This window comes from Lagierella sp. ICN-221743, assembly GCF_037890055.1.
Lineage (GTDB): Bacteria > Bacillota > Clostridia > Tissierellales > Peptoniphilaceae > Mediannikoviicoccus.
Map to the genome: position 1 here is coordinate 134,740 of NZ_JBBKBD010000001.1, position 16,929 is coordinate 151,668.

Below are 16,929 nucleotides of genomic sequence, written 5' to 3' on the forward strand. Positions count from 1 at the left end.
AAATCACCTGTATTTACAAAAATTTTTAAATTCGCAAAAGAAACAATTGCTTTTATTCTTTGCTCCTTCAAAAAATTTCTCTTCTCGAATGTTATTTAAGTTTTCAGAAACTATTTCCTTTAACCTTTCCTCCATGGGCTTTAGATAAGAATTATCAAAGGCTCCCTCTACAAAATAATTATAAAAGTCGTGAACACCAGGATTTGCAATCGTAATATATCTGCAGGCTCTTGCACCTTTAACAAGTCCATAAATAGGAAATTGTAAACTCACTGCCTTTTTATTAAAGTCGTCAAAGTTTTTAACTCCTGAAGCTCCTAACTTGTAATCTACAAGATAAATATTTCCATATTCGTCCGTATCAACCCTGTCTATGCTTCCAGTGAACTTAATTTCTTCTCCTTCAACTTCTAAACTCTTTATAAACTTTTCTTCAAAGGAAATTGGTTTTAGATTATTATTTTTTAAATATTCCAAGTCCATTTCAATTGTTTTGTCCACCAAGTCTACATATCTCTTTACCGTATCCATATTGTCTGAATTGATTGTGTAATCTTGAAGCATAAGTTCTTTTTTTAGAATGTCTTCAATTAGCTTCTTGTTTTTTAATGACTCATTTAAATTTATTTTATATTCTTCGTAGAGTATTCTTAAAGTCTCATGTATTGCAGATCCTATTTTTAAGACTTCAGTCTTTGGTTCAAAATAGTCCTCTATCTTTAAAATGTACTTGTAAAAATATTTAATTGGACAGGATATATAGGTTTCCAGTCTTGAAACTGAGAAAATATCGCTCTCTTTTTTATTAAAGATTTCAAACGAAATTCCATCTATAAAATTTTTAGAATGAGTATTTTTCTCAAAACTGCTTAAATACTTTAACTTATCTTCATTAGATATGACCTGTGTTGGATTTGGTCTAATAAAATCTTTTATTCCATAATTTTCTTCAAGTATGTCTTCACCAATAAATTTTATAAATTGAGAAACTAAACTTTCTTCGGTACCTGAATAGCTAAAATAAATCTTTTTTGTACTTTCGTCAATGATATTCATGAAATTAATTAACTCAAAGAAATAATTTTCTCTATTATTTAAAATATCTAGTCCTATGTCTTTATATTCCGCAGTAGAAGTTTCATTAAAATAATAGTTAGTAGCTTTTCTAAGAGGATAGCTATTGTCATCAAATCCAATAAAATATAGATTGTCATAACTCAATAGATTGAACATATTAAATGATGTAAGTTCAATATTATAATTAACCTTTGACTTGTCCCTGGTTTTAAACTTCTTAAGTATTGACTTAAATATGTTTATAAATTTGTTAAACTGTAATGTTTCAATTGTCTTGCCGAACTTTGAATTTAGGATATTTAAGAACTCATAAAATTCATATTCTATTTCATCCTCCAAGATGCTATTAAAACTTAAATATGATTTAAGTAGCTGTAATATAAAATTAATAAAAACAATATTGTTATCTATGTCCAAAATGTTTTTCTTCAAAGTTAAAATCTTTTCTTTTATAACGGGAAATTCTTCTAGGGACATAAACTCCTCAAACATAAAAATTTCATCAACATCAATAAAATTATTTTCTGTGATTATCTTTTCAAACTCAAGGATTTCTTTCTTTTCTTCAAAAACAAGTGGATTGTTGTAATTTTTAAGAAGATACTCTGACAAATTCAAATCAAGGCTTGCTAAATTACATATCCATTTCCCAACTTGGCTGTCAATTAATTTAATATCTTCATTAACTCCAAGCTCTAACCCACTTTTATTAAAGACTTCACATATCTGTTCTATTATTTCAGGATTTCTTAAAATTATGCAACTACTAAGTTTTGGATTATCGATTAAATCCCTTTTTACTTCTATGGCAAGCCTTTCTATTTCTAAAAAGTCATCCTCTGCCCTAATAAGTTTTGTTTCATAATCCCATTTATTTAAATCCAATTCCGAATTGACTACATTAAAATTTAAATCCTCTAACTTTTCATATAGCCTGCTGGTGAAACAATTGGGGCTATTATAAGAATTTAGATAGTAGATATCTATGTCTATATCTTTACTTTGAAGTTTTTTTAAAATCTCTAACTCCAGTGGATTAAACTTACTAAATCCACCTATTATAACCTTGGTTAAACCTTCTTTATTTTCAAAATTCTTTAAAAACCTTTCAGTCTTCTTAAATTTATCTACAAACTCTTGTTCATCAATGTAGTGATTATATTTTTTCAAAAGTTCATAAATGGCTACATATGGTTTTCTGTCTGAAAGCTTTTCAAAAAATACATCTTTATCAAGATTTGATTCATATATTATATTGTTAAACCGATTTGCAATTGAAACAAAACTTTCGGAGTTAAAAAATATATTGTCTTCAATAACCCCTTCTGCTATAGCGTCTTCCAATGCCTTTTCAAGTAAAATACTTGAATAATATTCCTTGTATTCATCTTCTTTATCTATATAATTCATGTTGACCAAGTCATCAAAGGTAAATATTTTTAAGCCTAAAATAACCTCAAACTCCTTTGCCAAGTCCTCCATAAGTTTATTTATTAAACTTTGGCTGGGAAGTAGCACAATGAAATCTTGTCTTTTTTCTTTTAATAGATCAATAACTTTATTTTTTAAGTCTTCATATACTCTAGTTTTGTTTCTATAGTTTAAAATATTATGCATCTTTTTTATCCATGTTTATAAAAGCATTTCTACATGCTCCGATAATTCCAGCATCATTTAAAAACTTCCCTGTCATTATCTTCATGTCTCCTGGCCTATTGCAAATTTTTATATACTCTTCGATTGTGTTTTCAAGCCAATATTTAGATGTTTCACTAAATCCTCCACCAATTATAACTGCCTGCGGATCAAAGATATTTTTTATAGTTGAAAGGTATATGGCCAAGTCTCTAGAAACTTTTTTTAATGCCTCTTTTGCATTTTCGTCTTTTTCAAGTATTGAAATTATTTCTGGACCTTGAAGTTCTTTTCCTGTTAAATCTTTATAGTTTGCACTTAGAGATGAACCTGCAATATATTTTTCAGCACAGCCCTTTTGGCCACACCCACAATCCCTTCCATCTGGATACATTATTATATGACCAAGCTCTGCTCCTTGAAAGGTTGAGCCTTCTAGGAACCCTGTTCTACTATCATAAACAGCTCCACCAAGGCCTGTTCCCATGGTTAGCATAACGAAGTTGTCGAACTCTTTAGCACTTCCTATCCACTTTTCAGCAAGGGCTGCCATATTTGCATCATTTGCTACAAAAACCGGAATATCTATTACCCTTTCCAAGCTCTCTTTTAAATGAAATCCCCAAAAGCCCTTTATATTTGGTGAAACTAAAATCTTTCCTTGATTTGTGTCAACAAAGCCTGCAACGGAAATGCTAATGGCAATTGGATTTTCATTTTTAAACTCTTTTATTCCATCGATTAAGGTGTCTAAAATATCTTCTCTATTTAATTCAGTGGATTTTTTTGTTGTCTTTAAAAGTTCTCCCTCATCATTCATAAGTCCAAAACTTATTTTTGTACCGCCAATGTCAATGCCTAAAACTTTTTTCATATTAACCCCTACCTATCATTTCTCTTAAAATTGAGTTTACTGGAATATATTCTTCATCTTCTATATCGACAAAATATTTTAAAAATGCTTTCAACTCCTTAATCATCTTAAGGTTCTGTTTGCTATATTCATACTTTTCAAACAATTCAAAGGCATATTTTTTCAAAACTGCCAGTTCATATATTAGTGAAGAGTCCAGTGTTATGTCTGCCAAGTCTTGGTATGGAAACACATATATTTCCTCTCCTGCTCTAACTTTGTGCCAAGTGGAAAGAGTTTTATCAGCGGAGTTTCCTCTAAAATTATAGTCCCTAACCATTCTTCTAATTAACCTAACCATCGATGACGAAATTCTATTGTGATTGTCCAAGTTTAAAGGTGTTAGAGCCGAAATATAAATTTTATATTTATTTTTTTCTGGGACCATCTCTGTAAGTTCTGGATTTAAACCATGAAGTCCCTCAATAATAATTATGCTATTTGAATCAAGTCTTGTTTCAGTTTTTTCAAATTGTCTCTTCCCCGTTACAAAGTCAAAGTGTGGAAGCCTTACGGACTTACCTTCAATTAGAGACATTAAGTCTTTATTGAACAGTTCTAAGTCAATAGCTTTAATAGATTCGTAATCTGGCTCCCCATTTTTATCAAGGGGAGTGTCCTTTCTTTCAACAAAGTAGTCATCGGTTGAAATCAAAATAGTCTTCTTTCCCCTTATACCAAGTTGCACTTTCAATCTATATGCTAAAGTTGTTTTTCCTGAAGATGACGGACCTGCAATTTGAACAAGATTTACATCTTGGTCGTACACTATATTGTCCGCAACATTTGATATTTGATTTTCAAAGTAGGCTTCTGCCATGTCGATAATATATTTGCTTTGTCCAGCCAATATATAGTCATTTAGTTGTCCAACATCTCTAATGTTTAAAAGCTTTGTCCATCTATTTGATGCTAAAAAAACTTTTGAAAGTAACTTTTGCTCTTTAAAATCTTTTAACTCTCCATTTGTTGAAGCGGTCGATGTGGTTATAACAATTCCTGGATAGTATGCTTTAATGTCAAAGTCTAGAAGGCAACCTGTTGAAGGCGCAAGGTAGCCAAAGAACTTAAACACATTTCCATCAACAATATTGTAGTCAATAGTTTCAAAATCTAAATTTTTAAATAGATTGGACTTTTTATCATAACCCGCCTCTTCAAAAATCTTCATAACCTCGTTTTTACTTCCAGACTTTCTAAGTATTGGATAGTCTGCCTTTATAATCTCTTCCATTTTTTTAGAAATAGTTTCAATTTCAGAGTGAAAGAAAGGCTCCCTGTCGTCCCATTCGCAGTAAAGATGGTCTCCTATTGTATGTTCCACCCTTATTTTTTTATCCGCATATATCTTCTTACAAGCAAGTATAAATACTAATGTTAAAGTTCTTTCAAGAATATCTTCACTTTCCTCCGCATAACCATCAAAAAACTGAATTTTGTCACCTTCATTAATTTTTTCAAATAGATTGAAATACATATCATTTACAATGGCACTTACAATCTTTTTCTCAGGATATAGCTTCTTTGCAAGTTCTAGCCCCGTAATGTTCTTTTCAACATCAAACTCTTTTTTATTTATATAAACTTTCATAGTCCTCCCCAAATAAATCAATGACTACCTTTGAAAAATCTTTCGGTAATTTAGATATAAATGATTTTCCATTTAAATAACTTAATTCTCCATCAAAGCCATTCAAAATAATTTTATATGCATGAAGTAGCTGTCTATTCACGCCATATTTTTCTCTAAACTCTCTATTTAATCCATTATCTCCATACTTTCCATCACCTATAATTGGATGCTTTATGGAGTTTAAATGGCTTCTGATTTGATGAGTTCGTCCAGTTATGAGATTTACTTCCACAAGAGAAAAACCTTTTTCATACTTCAAATTTTTAAATTCTGAAATAGATTCCTTCCCCGTCTTTGATACAACTGTTCGGTTATTTTCTCTATTAAGATTTGCAACAACTTTCTTATCTTTCAAATTCCCCTTGGCAATTGTTAAATAATATTTTTCCACATGACCATTTGCCACTGCCTTATTCATATTATTTAAAGAATTTTTATTTTTACAGCCAATTATAATTCCAGAAGTGTTTCTATCCAACCTATTTGAAATAGCAGGTATAAATGACTTTTCAATTCTTGGAACATATTCTTCCTTTGAAATAAGATAACTTATCATTTCGTCAACTAAGTTATTTCCATAATCCGCCTTTGACGCCGCATGGCTAAGTTTGCCCGCTGTCTTATTCAATAAAATTATATTTTTATCTTCGTATATAATATCCAAATTGTTTTCTAAAATTAAATTCTTTTTATCTTCTTCATACTCTGACAGTACTTCTTCGTAAATATAAAATTGAATCTTATCCCCTTCAAAAATAACATCGTCGGGCTTTGTCCTCTTTTTATTTAATTTTATTTTCTTTTGCCTAATGTACTTTTGTATAAGCGACTTAGGCGCCTTTGGTAAATATTTATTTAAAAAACGATCCATTCTTTGATTAGAGTCGTTTTTACCCACTGTAATTTCTCTCATATCCTATCCTTTGTGTTATAATATTACTATCTAAATTATACATTGAACTAAGAGTTAATTAAAGGAGAGCCATGAGAAGATTTATTAATTTCATTAAAGATACAATTTATGATTTAAACCATTTTGTTTTTACGCTTTTGATTATTGTTGCAGTTGCATTTATACTGCAAAATAGAATAAGATTTATGTTTTCAAGGGACTACAGCAAGATTGGTGGAAACGAAGTGAAAGCTGCAGAAAACGTAGAAAGAGAAGCTCTTTACAGCGAAGATAATATGCCAGACATAGATATATCCGTATTACTTCCTGAAGGCAGTTCCCCAGAAGATGTGGCAAGGATTTTACATGAGTCAAATGTAGTTGAAGATGTTGAAGGTTTTCTAAACATCATTAACACCTATAGCCTACAAGATAAAATTAAGTATGGTGACTATGAAATAAAAAAAGGTTCAACCATGGAAGAAGTCGTGAACCAAATTACAAATAATGCACTTGATGAAGCTAAGAAAAATTAAAAAAAGTATCAGCCTACTCTTTGTTGAAATAGGTTGATACTTTTTTTCTTTCAATATTTATATTCCAAGGTATGCTGCTTTAACATCTGGATCTGCTTTTAAATCGCTAGCTCTTCCCTCTTTCACAATTTTACCCGTCTCTAATACATATGCTCTGTCCGCTATGTCCAGTGCAAGGTTTGCGTTTTGCTCCACCAATAAAATTGTTCTGCCTTCTTCTTTCAATATCCTAATTGTATCGAATATTTTATCTACAAATAATGGTGAAAGTCCCATGGAAGGTTCGTCTAATAAAAGCACCTTTGGGTTTGTTAAAAGTGCCCTTCCCATGGCAAGCATCTGTTGCTCTCCTCCAGATAACGTTCCTGCCTTTTGACTCTTTCTCTCTTCTAAAACAGGAAATAATTTATAAATCTTATCCATTTCTGTCTTTACTTGTTCAGGGCTCCACTCAGAAACAATAGAACCTAACATTAAATTATCTTCTACAGATAGACCATTAAATACCCTTCTTCCTTCAGGAACCTGCGCAAGGCCATCTCTAACTCTCTTAAATGACTTTTCTTTTTTTATAGATTTCCCATCGAAAAAGATATCTCCCTCTTTCGCATCTAATAATCCAGATATGGTTTGAAGTGTAGTTGTCTTACCAGCTCCATTTGCACCAATAAGAGAAACAACTTCACCTTTTTCAATTTTTAAATTAATTCCTTTTAGAGCTTGGATATTACCATAAAAAACATTTAAATTTTCTACTTTTAATATACTCATATAAACCTCTCTAACTTCCTAAGTAAGCTTTCACAACTTCTTCATTTTGAATAACTTCTTTAGGATTACCTTCAGCTAAAATTTCTCCATAGTTTAATACAATCAGTCTTTCAGATATTCCAAGCACCAAGTTCATATCATGTTCTATTAACAAAATGGACACGCCTGTCTTTTCTCTAATAACCTTTATTGAATCCATTAAATCTTTAGTTTCTGATTCGTTCATTCCCGCCGCTGGCTCGTCAAGTAAAAGAAGTTTAGGCCTTGTAGCCATTGCCCTGGCAATTTCTAACTTTCGTTGTGCCCCGTATGGAAGTGAACCGGCAAATGCTCTAAAATATTTTTCTAAATTAAATAATTCCAAAATCTCTTTTGCTTTTTCTGTTGCCTCGTTTTCTTCCTTCCAAAATTTCGGAAGTCTTAACATTCCTGTTAAAACTCCATACTCCATATATTGGTTCATGGCGAGCTTCACATTATCAAGAACAGTCAAGTTGTCAAATAGTCTAATGTTTTGAAATGTTCTTGCTACGCCAAGCTTAGAAAGATTATCTGGAGATATTCCATTTGTCTTTTGACCTTCAAGAAGAATTTCTCCACTGGTTGGAGTATAGACTCCTGAAAGCATATTAAACAAAGTGGTTTTTCCAGCGCCATTTGGACCAATTAAACCTAAAAGTTCTCCCTTTTTTAGTTTAAAACTAACATTTTCTACGGCTTTAAGTCCACCAAAGGAGATGGATAGGTTTTTTACTTCTAATATATTTTTATTTTCTACTTCTTTATTATTCACCTTCCACATCTCCTTTCTTATATTTATCTATTTTGAGAAATCTTCTTATAGAAAATTCTTTTCGTCCCAATAGACCTTGAGGTCTAAAGATCATAACTACAATTAATGTAAGAGCGTAAAATACCATTCTCCATTCAGCAAGTGGTCTTAATACTTCAGGAAGTATTGTTAAACCAATGGATGAGAAAATTGCTCCAGTCATGGAACCCATTCCACCTAATACCACCATAACAAGATAGTCAAAGGACTTGTTATAATTAAATATATTTGCTGCAAGCACTCCAAAACTTTGTGCATATAACGCACCTGCAACACCTGCAAAAATTGCAGATAGTGTAAAGGTTAAAGTCTTATGCTTAGTTATGTTAATACCACAGCTTTCAGCGGCAAGTTCATTATCTCTAATGGAAAGAACCGCTCTTCCTTGACGACTTGAAGCGTAAGTAAAAATCATGGCCAATAAAAATGCAGCTACAAAATAATATTTTCCAAAGCTGTCTGTGGTAGGTATTCCCGCCATACCTTGAGCTCCTCCAGTGAATCCTAAGTTTTCAATTAAAACTCTGATTATTTCTCCAAAGGCCAAAGTTACAATTGCAAGATAATCTCCTGTAAGTCTTAAAACCGGCAATCCTATTAAAACTCCAAATACTGCAGCCACAAGTCCTGCTATTATAAGACTTAGCATAAAACCTGGGAACCCACCTATAACTCCAGACTTTAAAAATATTCCCGCAGCATAGGCACCAATTGCCATAAACCCTGCATGTCCCAAATTAATTTGACCTAAAACTCCTACGGTAAGGTTAAGGCTAGTGGTCATTATAATGTTTATGCATATAAGGATTAAAATGTTTTGCCAATATCTATTAACTACTCCAGCGTTTATTAGTAATTGGACAACTAAATAAAATGCAAACACTGTAACAGCTGTTATTAAATAAGTTTTTCTTCTATTTTTTGACATACTATACCTTTTCTTTCTCTAGTTTTCCTAATAAACCATTTGGTTGAACTAGTAATACAACAATCAAAATAACAAATACAATGGCATCAGCATAGGCACTTGATAGATACGCTCTAGTTAACACCTCTACTATGCCAAGTATAATTCCTCCTATTACAGCTCCTGAAATACTTCCTATACCTCCAAGAACCGCTGCTGTAAATGCTTTTATCCCAAGCATTGAACCCATGAAAGGATGTATTTGAGGGTAGGATGCAATATATAAAACCGATGCAACTCCCGCAAGGGCAGACCCAATGGCAAAGGTCATTGTCATTACACCATTCACATTTATGCCCACAAGTTCTGCCGCCCCATAATCTTCACTAACTGCAAGCATTGACTTACCATACTTAGTCTTATTTACAAATAGGTTTAATAGGTAAGTAAGTATTAGTGTTGATGCAATTGTCAAAATTGTTGCAAATGACAAGTGCATTCCTGCAAAATTAATTGACTTTTGAGGAAAAAGTGCAGGAATCGGCTTTGCACTTGATGTAAATATTTTTACAAATAAATTTTGAAGAAGTAAAGAAACACCTATCGTCGTAATTAAAAGTGAAATTCTAGAAGAATTTCTAAGTGGCCTATAGGCAATTCTTTCTATTATAATTCCTAATAATGTGCAAACCAATATTGCCGGTACAATTGCTACCCATAGAGGTAATCCCGCTTTAAAAGCAGACATCTGTATTGCTAAAAATACAGTGTAACCTCCCACCATGATTATGTCTCCATGGGCAAAGTTAATTAATTTTGCAATACCATAGACCATGGTATATCCTAAGGCTATCAAGGCATATATACTACCTAGCTGTAGCCCATTAAATAATTGAGTTATAAAATCCATTAAAATCTCCTTATCATTTATCTAAGCCCTATTTTCATAGAGCTTAGATATTATTTTTATTCTACACCAGCGTCACTGTCAAATTTGTAATTTCCATCTACTATCTTTATCATCTTTGCTGTTTTTACTGGGTTGTTGTTCTCGTCATATATGAATGATCCAGTTACTCCATCAAAAGGAAGTTTCTTCAATGATTCTATTACCTTAACCCACTCTGTTGTGTTAGCATCTTCTACAGCTTGTTTATATAAATAAACTGTGTCATAACCTTCGGCAGCAAAGGTTGATGGATTTTCACCATATTTTTCTTTATAGTCTTTTATAAATTTTTGTACCCTCTCATCTGGATCTTCTAGTGTAAACTGATTTGCAAAGTATGAACCTTCTATTGCTTTGAAGTTAGATTTGTCAAGTACAGATAAAACTGTATCCCATCCATCTGCACCAACTAATGTTGCATCAATTCCTGCATCTCTTACTTGAGGAACTATTAGAGCAACTTTTTCATAATAGTCAGGTATAAATAACACGTCTGGATTTTTACCTTTTATATTTGTTAATTGCGCTTTAAAGTCATTGTCATTATCTCCATAGGATTCATCCGCTACTAAATCCATGCCAAGTTCTTTAGATTTATCTTTAAAAACATCTGCTACTCCCATAGAAAAGTCTGAAGATTGATTACGTAATATCGCAACTTTTTTAGCATCAAGTTTTGTTTTAGAAAAGTTCGCTAAAACTTCTCCTTGAAACGGATCTGTAAAGCATGTTCTAAATACATTTGGTTTTCCCTCAGTTATATTAGCCTGTGTTCCTGTTGGTGTTATATATACTATTCCATCTTTTACAGAAGAATCTGCTATGGCTAATGATGGCTTAGAAGGTACTCCACCGAATATTGCTTCTACTTTATCTTGCATAAGCTTGTTGTAATTTGTTACAGCGTCTGTTATTTCACCTTTATCATCATATTCATGCCACTCTAGTTTTTTTCCAAGGATTCCTCCATCGGCATTTATTTGATCGATAGCTAACTTTATACCGTTATTGGTTGTTATACCATAAATTGATAGAGCGCCAGTAAGTGGAGCTGAGTTACCTAGTTTAATAGTTTCTCCTGATTCTTGTTTAGATGACGAACCGTCTGTTCCATTTTTTCCTGCTCCTTCACTTGAGCAACCTGATAGCAACAATCCTGCTACTAACATTCCAACTAAAAATTTCTTTTTTACTTTCATAATTCCCTCCAAATCTTTTTGGGTATAAAAAAACCTCCGTCTTTTTAACCCAATATAGGCTAAAGAGACGAAGGATATATACAAATTTATATACTCCGCGGTACCACTCTTCTTCATCTAATGATGCACTTAAATTCATTTAATGAATAGCTCTATAACGGGAGCTCCCGAATTTGTCTACGTTTTCGACAAAATAGCTTAGTGGTGATTTTCATTAGTTTCATCTTGCTAGTTTTCACCAAACACTAGCTCTCTATAAAGACTAGCCCAATTACTCTTCCACATCATCGCATTTATTATTTTGTATTATAGTATCATTTTTTTTCATTGTCAAACATAGTTATGAAAATTAATTTAATAATTTTATTAACCTTTTTATGAGAATATATTTATATTTTTATATAGATATTTTATCCTTCGTCGCTCTTAAATTATGGTTTGTTTACATATGTATCAATAATTGACTTTTGTGAAACTTCTGAAAACACAGAATTATCTTTTAGATTTTTTAAAATTTCTATGTTTTTAGAGTGAAATACCGCATATTTTTTATCCGTAAATACAACTTCAAAAATAGAATTTTTTAACCTTACTGAGTGAAGCTCTATATAATACGCCTCTACATTTTCGTAGTTTTTTATTTCAAGCATGGCCTGTAAGGATTTATCTTTTTCGCAGTAATAATTGTCCCTCTTATTGAAATTGCATTTTTGCTTTCGTCCCTTTGACAAATTTCCCATATCATTATAGTACTTAGCTAATACATTGTAATAATGATAATTGTAAAGACCCTTTTCTAAGGAGTCCACTGGGCAAAAAGGTCTCATGGATAGTTTTTCCACAAGTTTTGCATTTTCATCTAAAAAACTTCTCTTATCCAGTTTCCCATCGTCAAGTTTTTTTATTAAGTTGTCTCTTTCTTTTAAAAAGGTTTCTATATTTTCTTTTTCCGTTGCCATTTCTAATCTTTTAAAAAAGGCATATTTTCATATGCCTTTTTATCTTTCTAGTTTAAAATTATAAGGAAAGTTCAATGCTATTTTCTAACATTGCGCTTGGTAAGTCACTTTTTTCTTTATTAAGTCCTATATAGAACTCAACTTCGAACTCTTCTGAAAGCTTTGTTAGCTCTTCAGATAGTTGTTCTAACTCTTTTACACTTATATCAACTATATCGTAAATACCATCTACATATATTTTTTTAATATCGTAGTCTCTTGAAATAATTCCTGCTAAAAATCCGTAAAATCCATTTACAGAGCTTATATGATAGTTATTTGCATTAATAAGTCTTACTTGATGATCTAGTGAATAGATATGTGAATCATCAGTGTCTACAAATACTATGTTACCGTTTCCTGAAGCCTTTTCTTTATTTGCTTCGTCAATTAACCATTTAGTCTTTCCACTTCCTGAAGGACCAATAACTAATTTAACCATTTAACCACAACCTTTCTTTAAGTTACTGTTGTTATTATTGTACTATTTAAATGGATTTTCATCAAGTGCAGTATAAAAATCTCCTTGACTATATCCATTTTCTAACATTTCTTTTTCAATAGCTTCCTTGATTAACCACCATGAAGTGTTCCAATTACAGAAAACAGTTTCCTCCTTAGGCATTCTTCCCACAAGTCTTTGAATAGCTATGTCAGAGTTTAGATTCCTTAAAAATAAAATAACTTTTCTCTCGTACTCCTCAATGCTGATTAATTCAAATTCATTTTTTTTATACATCTCACTAAGCTTAGTGTTTTTTGGAATGTATAGACTGTGTATCTTCACTTCGTCAACTTTAAGCACGTTTATAAGCTTTGCAGTCTCTATAACATCTAAATCGTCATCCCATGGCAGTCCTAAAATCACATGGGTGCATATTTTAAAACCACTTTGTTTTATTCTTATACATGCATCTACAAATTCAGATATGCCATGGCCCCTGTTTAATATTTTCAAGCTATGGTAGTTTGCAGTTTGTAATCCAAGTTCAAAAACAATTTCAAGTCCAGTTTCTTTTGAAAATTCTCTTAGAAATTCTAAATGCTCTCTATATATGCAGTCTGGTCTTGTTGAAATATAAATCCCAACAATATTATCCATTTGGCAGCTTTTAATAGAATTTTCAAATTCTTCAATTGGCATATAGGTATTTGAAAAGTTTTGGAAGTAGGCTATAAATAATTTCGCCCCATATCTCTTTCCAATATAGTCCATGTTAGATTTAAGTTGACTTTCCACAGACATCTTCTCACATAAATTTTCAAATGATCCGCCGGATTCACCACAGAACATACAGCCTCCACGAGCCACAGTACCATCTCTATTGGGACAGGTCAGGTCCAGTTTAATTGGAAGCTTATAGACCTTCTGCCCGAATTTCTCCCTTAAATAATCACTGTAGGCCCTATACGGAAGATTAGTCATTAAGCTCTTCCTTTACAAACTCCAAAACATTCTTTACATGATCTTTAACCTTTACTTTTCTATACTCTTTAACAAGAACACCCTCTTTATTAAAAATAAAAGTAGATCTTTCCACACCCATGTACTCTTTCCCATACATTTTCTTTTTCTTCCATACATCAAAAGCCTTTATAAGTTCAAGCTCTTCGTCAGTTAGAAGATCTATTTCTAGATTATGATCTTTTATAAATTTGTCATGGGATTTTTGTGAATCCTTTGAAATTCCATATATTTTAGTATTTAATTTTTCAAACTCTTTTTTATTTTCTGAAAATTCTATTGCTTCTGTTGTGCATCCCTTTGTGTTGTCCTTAGGATAAAAGTATATAACTAGATTTTTGCCTTCATTTTCTTTGGCAAAATCTTCGCCCATTAAGTCTTTTAAGTTATTCATACATACCTCCGTATATTTTTTTTAGTTCTACTTCAACACCATTACAGTTGTTATCATATTCTGTAATAATGTCCGCTACTTTTTTTAATTCATTAGAACCGTTTAACATACTTATACCCAATTTTGAGTTTGCTATCATTGACAAGTCGTTGTTGTCATCACCAAAAGAAATTACATTTTCCCATGTCTTTTCCTTGGTTTTAAGATATTTTTCTATTCCCTGCCCCTTTGTAGCAGTCTTGTTCAAAAACTCTGTCATCATATGGCCCTCTCTAAAAGCATAAATAGTATGAGTAGTTATATCTAAATTTAAAGCGTCGATAATGCTACATATCTTTTCTATATTTTCATCGGACTCTAAATACACAATTGACAGTATGGAGTCAAATAAATACTCTGGTGCTTCCCACATATGTGCCACTTCATCAACAGTTTGTACGGAGCCAAAGAAGTCCTCTTTGTTTTTTTCATCGTCTATAATAAGGCTATACTTATTATTTTTATCATACACATGTAGATAGGGTGAAATTTTTACCCTCTTGCTCTCATCATATATTTTTTTAAAAAACTCTTTTTCTATTGGTGAGATGAAAAAGATATTTTTATGAAGATTATCCACTGCTATGGCTCCATTATTCGCAACTATGGTATAGGGAAAGTCTAGGTCTTTTAAAAACTCTTCCGACTTTTCTACGGATCTTCCAGTGGCAATAATTATTTCACAACCAGAAAATTGTAGATTTCTTAAAACATCAACAGTGCTTGGTGGAATATTTTTTTCATCATTCAAAAGCGTTCCATCTAAATCAAAACAAATAGTATTAAAATTTTTTACCATTTCATCTTTAATAAACATTTTAAATCCTTATTAAGAAAAAAAGCCCTGGCAAACCAAGGCTTTACTCTATTCTTCATCCATGTCTTCAAGTTCGCCATCAAAGAATATTCTTGAGAATTCTTCAACAACTTCATTGTATTCTTCTTCTGTTTCTATTCTATCTAGAGTTGCATCTCCACCGATAGTTCCTGTTATAGTATCTGGTGTAAGTCTATACAAAAGCACTTCCCTGTCTTCACAAGTTACAAGGGCAATGTAATTTTGATCTTGGCTCTCTAAATAGAAGTCTCCAATCACTTCACATTCAAGGTCAGTTCCATCTTCTAGGTTTAGTTCAACAATTGTAACCTCTTCATCACATCCACAGCCACAATCGTGATCGTGGTGGTCATGTCCACAGCCGCATTCATCATGATGGTCGTGGTCACAGCCACATCCATTTTCGAAATTCTTTTCTTCGCTCATGTTTCCTCCTAGGATAATTTTTTTATTAAATACTCTAAAAATTCATACGTTCTATTTGTTGATTCAATATCCAATTTTTCTTCAGGAGTATGAACCTTGTAGATGTTTGGCCCTATTGAAATAGGATCAATTTGTGGATATTTGTCTTTAAAGATGGCACATTCAAGGCCAGCGTGGATAACTGAAACTTCTAATTCTTTTCCACAGTGTTCTTTATAAGCACTTACTGCAATGTCACGAAGCTCTGAAGTCTCTTTGAATTCCCAAGCCTTATATCCATTTGACTCTTCAAGCTTTCCAATTGTATCTGAAACTATCTTTTTAAGTTCGTCTATTATTACATCTTTCTTAGATTCAACTGAACTTCTAACAGATATCTTGAAGTGAACAACTTTTTCTAATGTCTCTACTATTGCAAGGTTTAGTGAAGATTCAACAATATTACTATAATCTCCGCTCATGAAGCTTTTTACTCCATGAGGTAATTCTACCAAGGCTTTGATTAGTCTCTTTGTTAAGTCATTAGGAAATACTTTTTCTTCTGAATTTGAAACTTCTTCCAATTCAATTTCAATATTTTCTTCTACTTTTTTAAACTCATTTAAGTCAGCTTCATAAATCTTTTCTTCAATTTTATTTTTTGATAAGAAAGTTACTTCAAGCTCTCTTGGAATTGCATTATGCTTAGTTCCACCATGAATATCAATAATATTTATATCATTATCTTTGCTGATTGTGTTTAATATTTGTCCACCACATTTAATAGCATTTAAAAGGGGATTGTGAATACTCATGCCTGAGTGGCCACCCTTTAGGTTATGAACCAAAAGTTTATATACATGGCCATCTTTGCTTTCTCTTTCAATGTCATATTCTAAATCAACATCTGTTCCACCGGCACAGCCTGCAATTAAAACTCCCTCTTCTTCAGAGTCAATGTTTATAAGGTATTTTCCCTTTAAAATTCCAGTTTTATAGTTTGATGCTCCCACAAGTCCAGTTTCTTCAGTTGCAGTTGCAACAAATTCAATTCTTGGACTTTCTAAATTTTCATCAGATAATAATGAAAGCGCCATTGCTATTGCAATACCATTGTCTGCTCCCAAAGTAGTCTTGTTAGCTCTTAAAAAATTCCCATCATAGACTAATTCAATTGGGTCTTCGCAAAAGTTGTGATTAGAGTCCTTGGTCTTTTCACAAACCATATCAATATGGCCTTGTAAAATTATTCCAGGCTTATCTTCATATCCCTTTGATGCCTCTTTTATAATAGTGACATTGTTATAATCATCAATCAAAGCTTCATAACCTTTCTCTTTTGCAAAGTTTAAAAGGTATTGAGCTATTTTTTCTTCATGGAATGAACATCTTGGTATCTTTGAAATTTCTTCAAAATATTTAAAAACTTGATTTTGAGACATATTA

At 32.0% G+C, this 16,929-nt stretch carries 17 protein-coding genes and 1 other annotated feature; of the genes, 1 reads left to right on the forward strand and 16 read right to left on the reverse strand.

Features of this window, described 5'->3' with window-relative positions; translation table 11 throughout:
- Positions 1–3: 3 nt before the first annotated feature.
- The 4 genes from WKS98_RS00675 to WKS98_RS00690 are packed head-to-tail and all read right to left on the reverse strand — an operon-like array spanning position 4 to position 6,171.
- A complete protein-coding gene (locus WKS98_RS00675; RefSeq protein WP_498916028.1) occupies positions 4–2,694 on the reverse strand; it encodes a PD-(D/E)XK nuclease family protein in 2,691 nt (896 codons plus the stop codon).
- Entirely contained in the window at positions 2,687–3,586 is a 900-nt protein-coding gene (locus WKS98_RS00680; RefSeq protein ID WP_498916030.1) for an ROK family protein, read from the reverse strand. The genes WKS98_RS00675 and WKS98_RS00680 overlap by 8 nt, the downstream gene beginning before the upstream one ends.
- A 1-nt stretch (position 3,587) precedes the next feature.
- Complete coding sequence (locus WKS98_RS00685) at positions 3,588–5,216, reverse strand: uridine kinase family protein (RefSeq protein ID WP_498916031.1); 1,629 nt, start codon at positions 5,214–5,216, stop codon at positions 3,588–3,590.
- A complete protein-coding gene (locus WKS98_RS00690) occupies positions 5,197–6,171 on the reverse strand; it encodes an RluA family pseudouridine synthase (protein WP_498916033.1) in 975 nt (324 codons plus the stop codon). Before WKS98_RS00690 ends, WKS98_RS00685 begins: the two co-directional genes overlap by 20 nt.
- Before the next feature lie 71 nt (positions 6,172–6,242).
- Here WKS98_RS00690 and WKS98_RS00695 point away from each other — a divergent pair, with 71 nt between their 5' ends.
- Positions 6,243–6,686, forward strand: a complete 444-nt coding sequence (locus tag WKS98_RS00695) for a hypothetical protein (protein ID WP_498916034.1) — start codon at positions 6,243–6,245, stop codon at positions 6,684–6,686.
- A 57-nt stretch (positions 6,687–6,743) separates the two neighbouring features.
- Here the strand turns inward: WKS98_RS00695 and WKS98_RS00700 are convergent, their stop codons facing one another.
- From WKS98_RS00700 to pepD, 12 genes are all read right to left on the reverse strand, one after another.
- Positions 6,744–7,457: an ABC transporter ATP-binding protein gene (locus WKS98_RS00700; protein WP_498916036.1), complete on the reverse strand. Its 714-nt coding sequence runs from the start codon at positions 7,455–7,457 to the stop codon at positions 6,744–6,746.
- 10 nt (positions 7,458–7,467) lie between these two features.
- A complete protein-coding gene (locus WKS98_RS00705; protein WP_498916038.1) occupies positions 7,468–8,259 on the reverse strand; it encodes an ABC transporter ATP-binding protein in 792 nt (263 codons plus the stop codon).
- On the reverse strand, positions 8,243–9,217 hold the full coding sequence (locus WKS98_RS00710) for a branched-chain amino acid ABC transporter permease (RefSeq protein ID WP_498916040.1): 975 nt from the start codon (positions 9,215–9,217) through the stop codon (positions 8,243–8,245). The genes WKS98_RS00705 and WKS98_RS00710 overlap by 17 nt, the downstream gene beginning before the upstream one ends.
- Position 9,218: 1 nt before the next feature.
- Positions 9,219–10,106, reverse strand: coding sequence for a branched-chain amino acid ABC transporter permease (locus WKS98_RS00715; protein ID WP_498916042.1), 888 nt, complete (start codon positions 10,104–10,106; stop codon positions 9,219–9,221).
- A gap of 56 nt (positions 10,107–10,162) precedes the next feature.
- Entirely contained in the window at positions 10,163–11,344 is a 1,182-nt protein-coding gene (locus WKS98_RS00720; RefSeq protein WP_498916044.1) for an ABC transporter substrate-binding protein, read from the reverse strand.
- A 60-nt stretch (positions 11,345–11,404) separates the two neighbouring features.
- Positions 11,405–11,641, reverse strand: a binding site (T-box leader).
- A 134-nt stretch (positions 11,642–11,775) separates the two neighbouring features.
- Positions 11,776–12,303, reverse strand: a complete 528-nt coding sequence (locus tag WKS98_RS00725; RefSeq protein ID WP_498916046.1) for a DUF6648 family protein — start codon at positions 12,301–12,303, stop codon at positions 11,776–11,778.
- A gap of 58 nt (positions 12,304–12,361) precedes the next feature.
- Entirely contained in the window at positions 12,362–12,784 is a 423-nt protein-coding gene (locus WKS98_RS00730) for an ATP-binding protein (RefSeq protein WP_498916048.1), read from the reverse strand.
- Between the two features lie 42 nt (positions 12,785–12,826).
- Complete coding sequence (gene mnmL / locus WKS98_RS00735; RefSeq protein WP_498916050.1) at positions 12,827–13,768, reverse strand: tRNA modification radical SAM protein MnmL/YtqA; 942 nt, start codon at positions 13,766–13,768, stop codon at positions 12,827–12,829.
- Complete coding sequence (locus WKS98_RS00740) at positions 13,761–14,201, reverse strand: peroxiredoxin (protein ID WP_237036477.1); 441 nt, start codon at positions 14,199–14,201, stop codon at positions 13,761–13,763. Before WKS98_RS00740 ends, mnmL begins: the two co-directional genes overlap by 8 nt.
- Positions 14,194–15,057, reverse strand: coding sequence for a Cof-type HAD-IIB family hydrolase (locus WKS98_RS00745; RefSeq protein WP_498916053.1), 864 nt, complete (start codon positions 15,055–15,057; stop codon positions 14,194–14,196). Before WKS98_RS00745 ends, WKS98_RS00740 begins: the two co-directional genes overlap by 8 nt.
- A gap of 48 nt (positions 15,058–15,105) precedes the next feature.
- A complete protein-coding gene (locus WKS98_RS00750; RefSeq protein WP_498916055.1) occupies positions 15,106–15,504 on the reverse strand; it encodes a DUF1292 domain-containing protein in 399 nt (132 codons plus the stop codon).
- 8 nt (positions 15,505–15,512) lie between these two features.
- Positions 15,513–16,925 (reverse strand): beta-Ala-His dipeptidase, encoded by a 1,413-nt coding sequence (gene pepD / locus WKS98_RS00755; RefSeq protein WP_498916057.1) that lies wholly within the window; start codon positions 16,923–16,925, stop codon positions 15,513–15,515.
- Between the last annotated feature and the right edge of the window lie 4 nt (positions 16,926–16,929).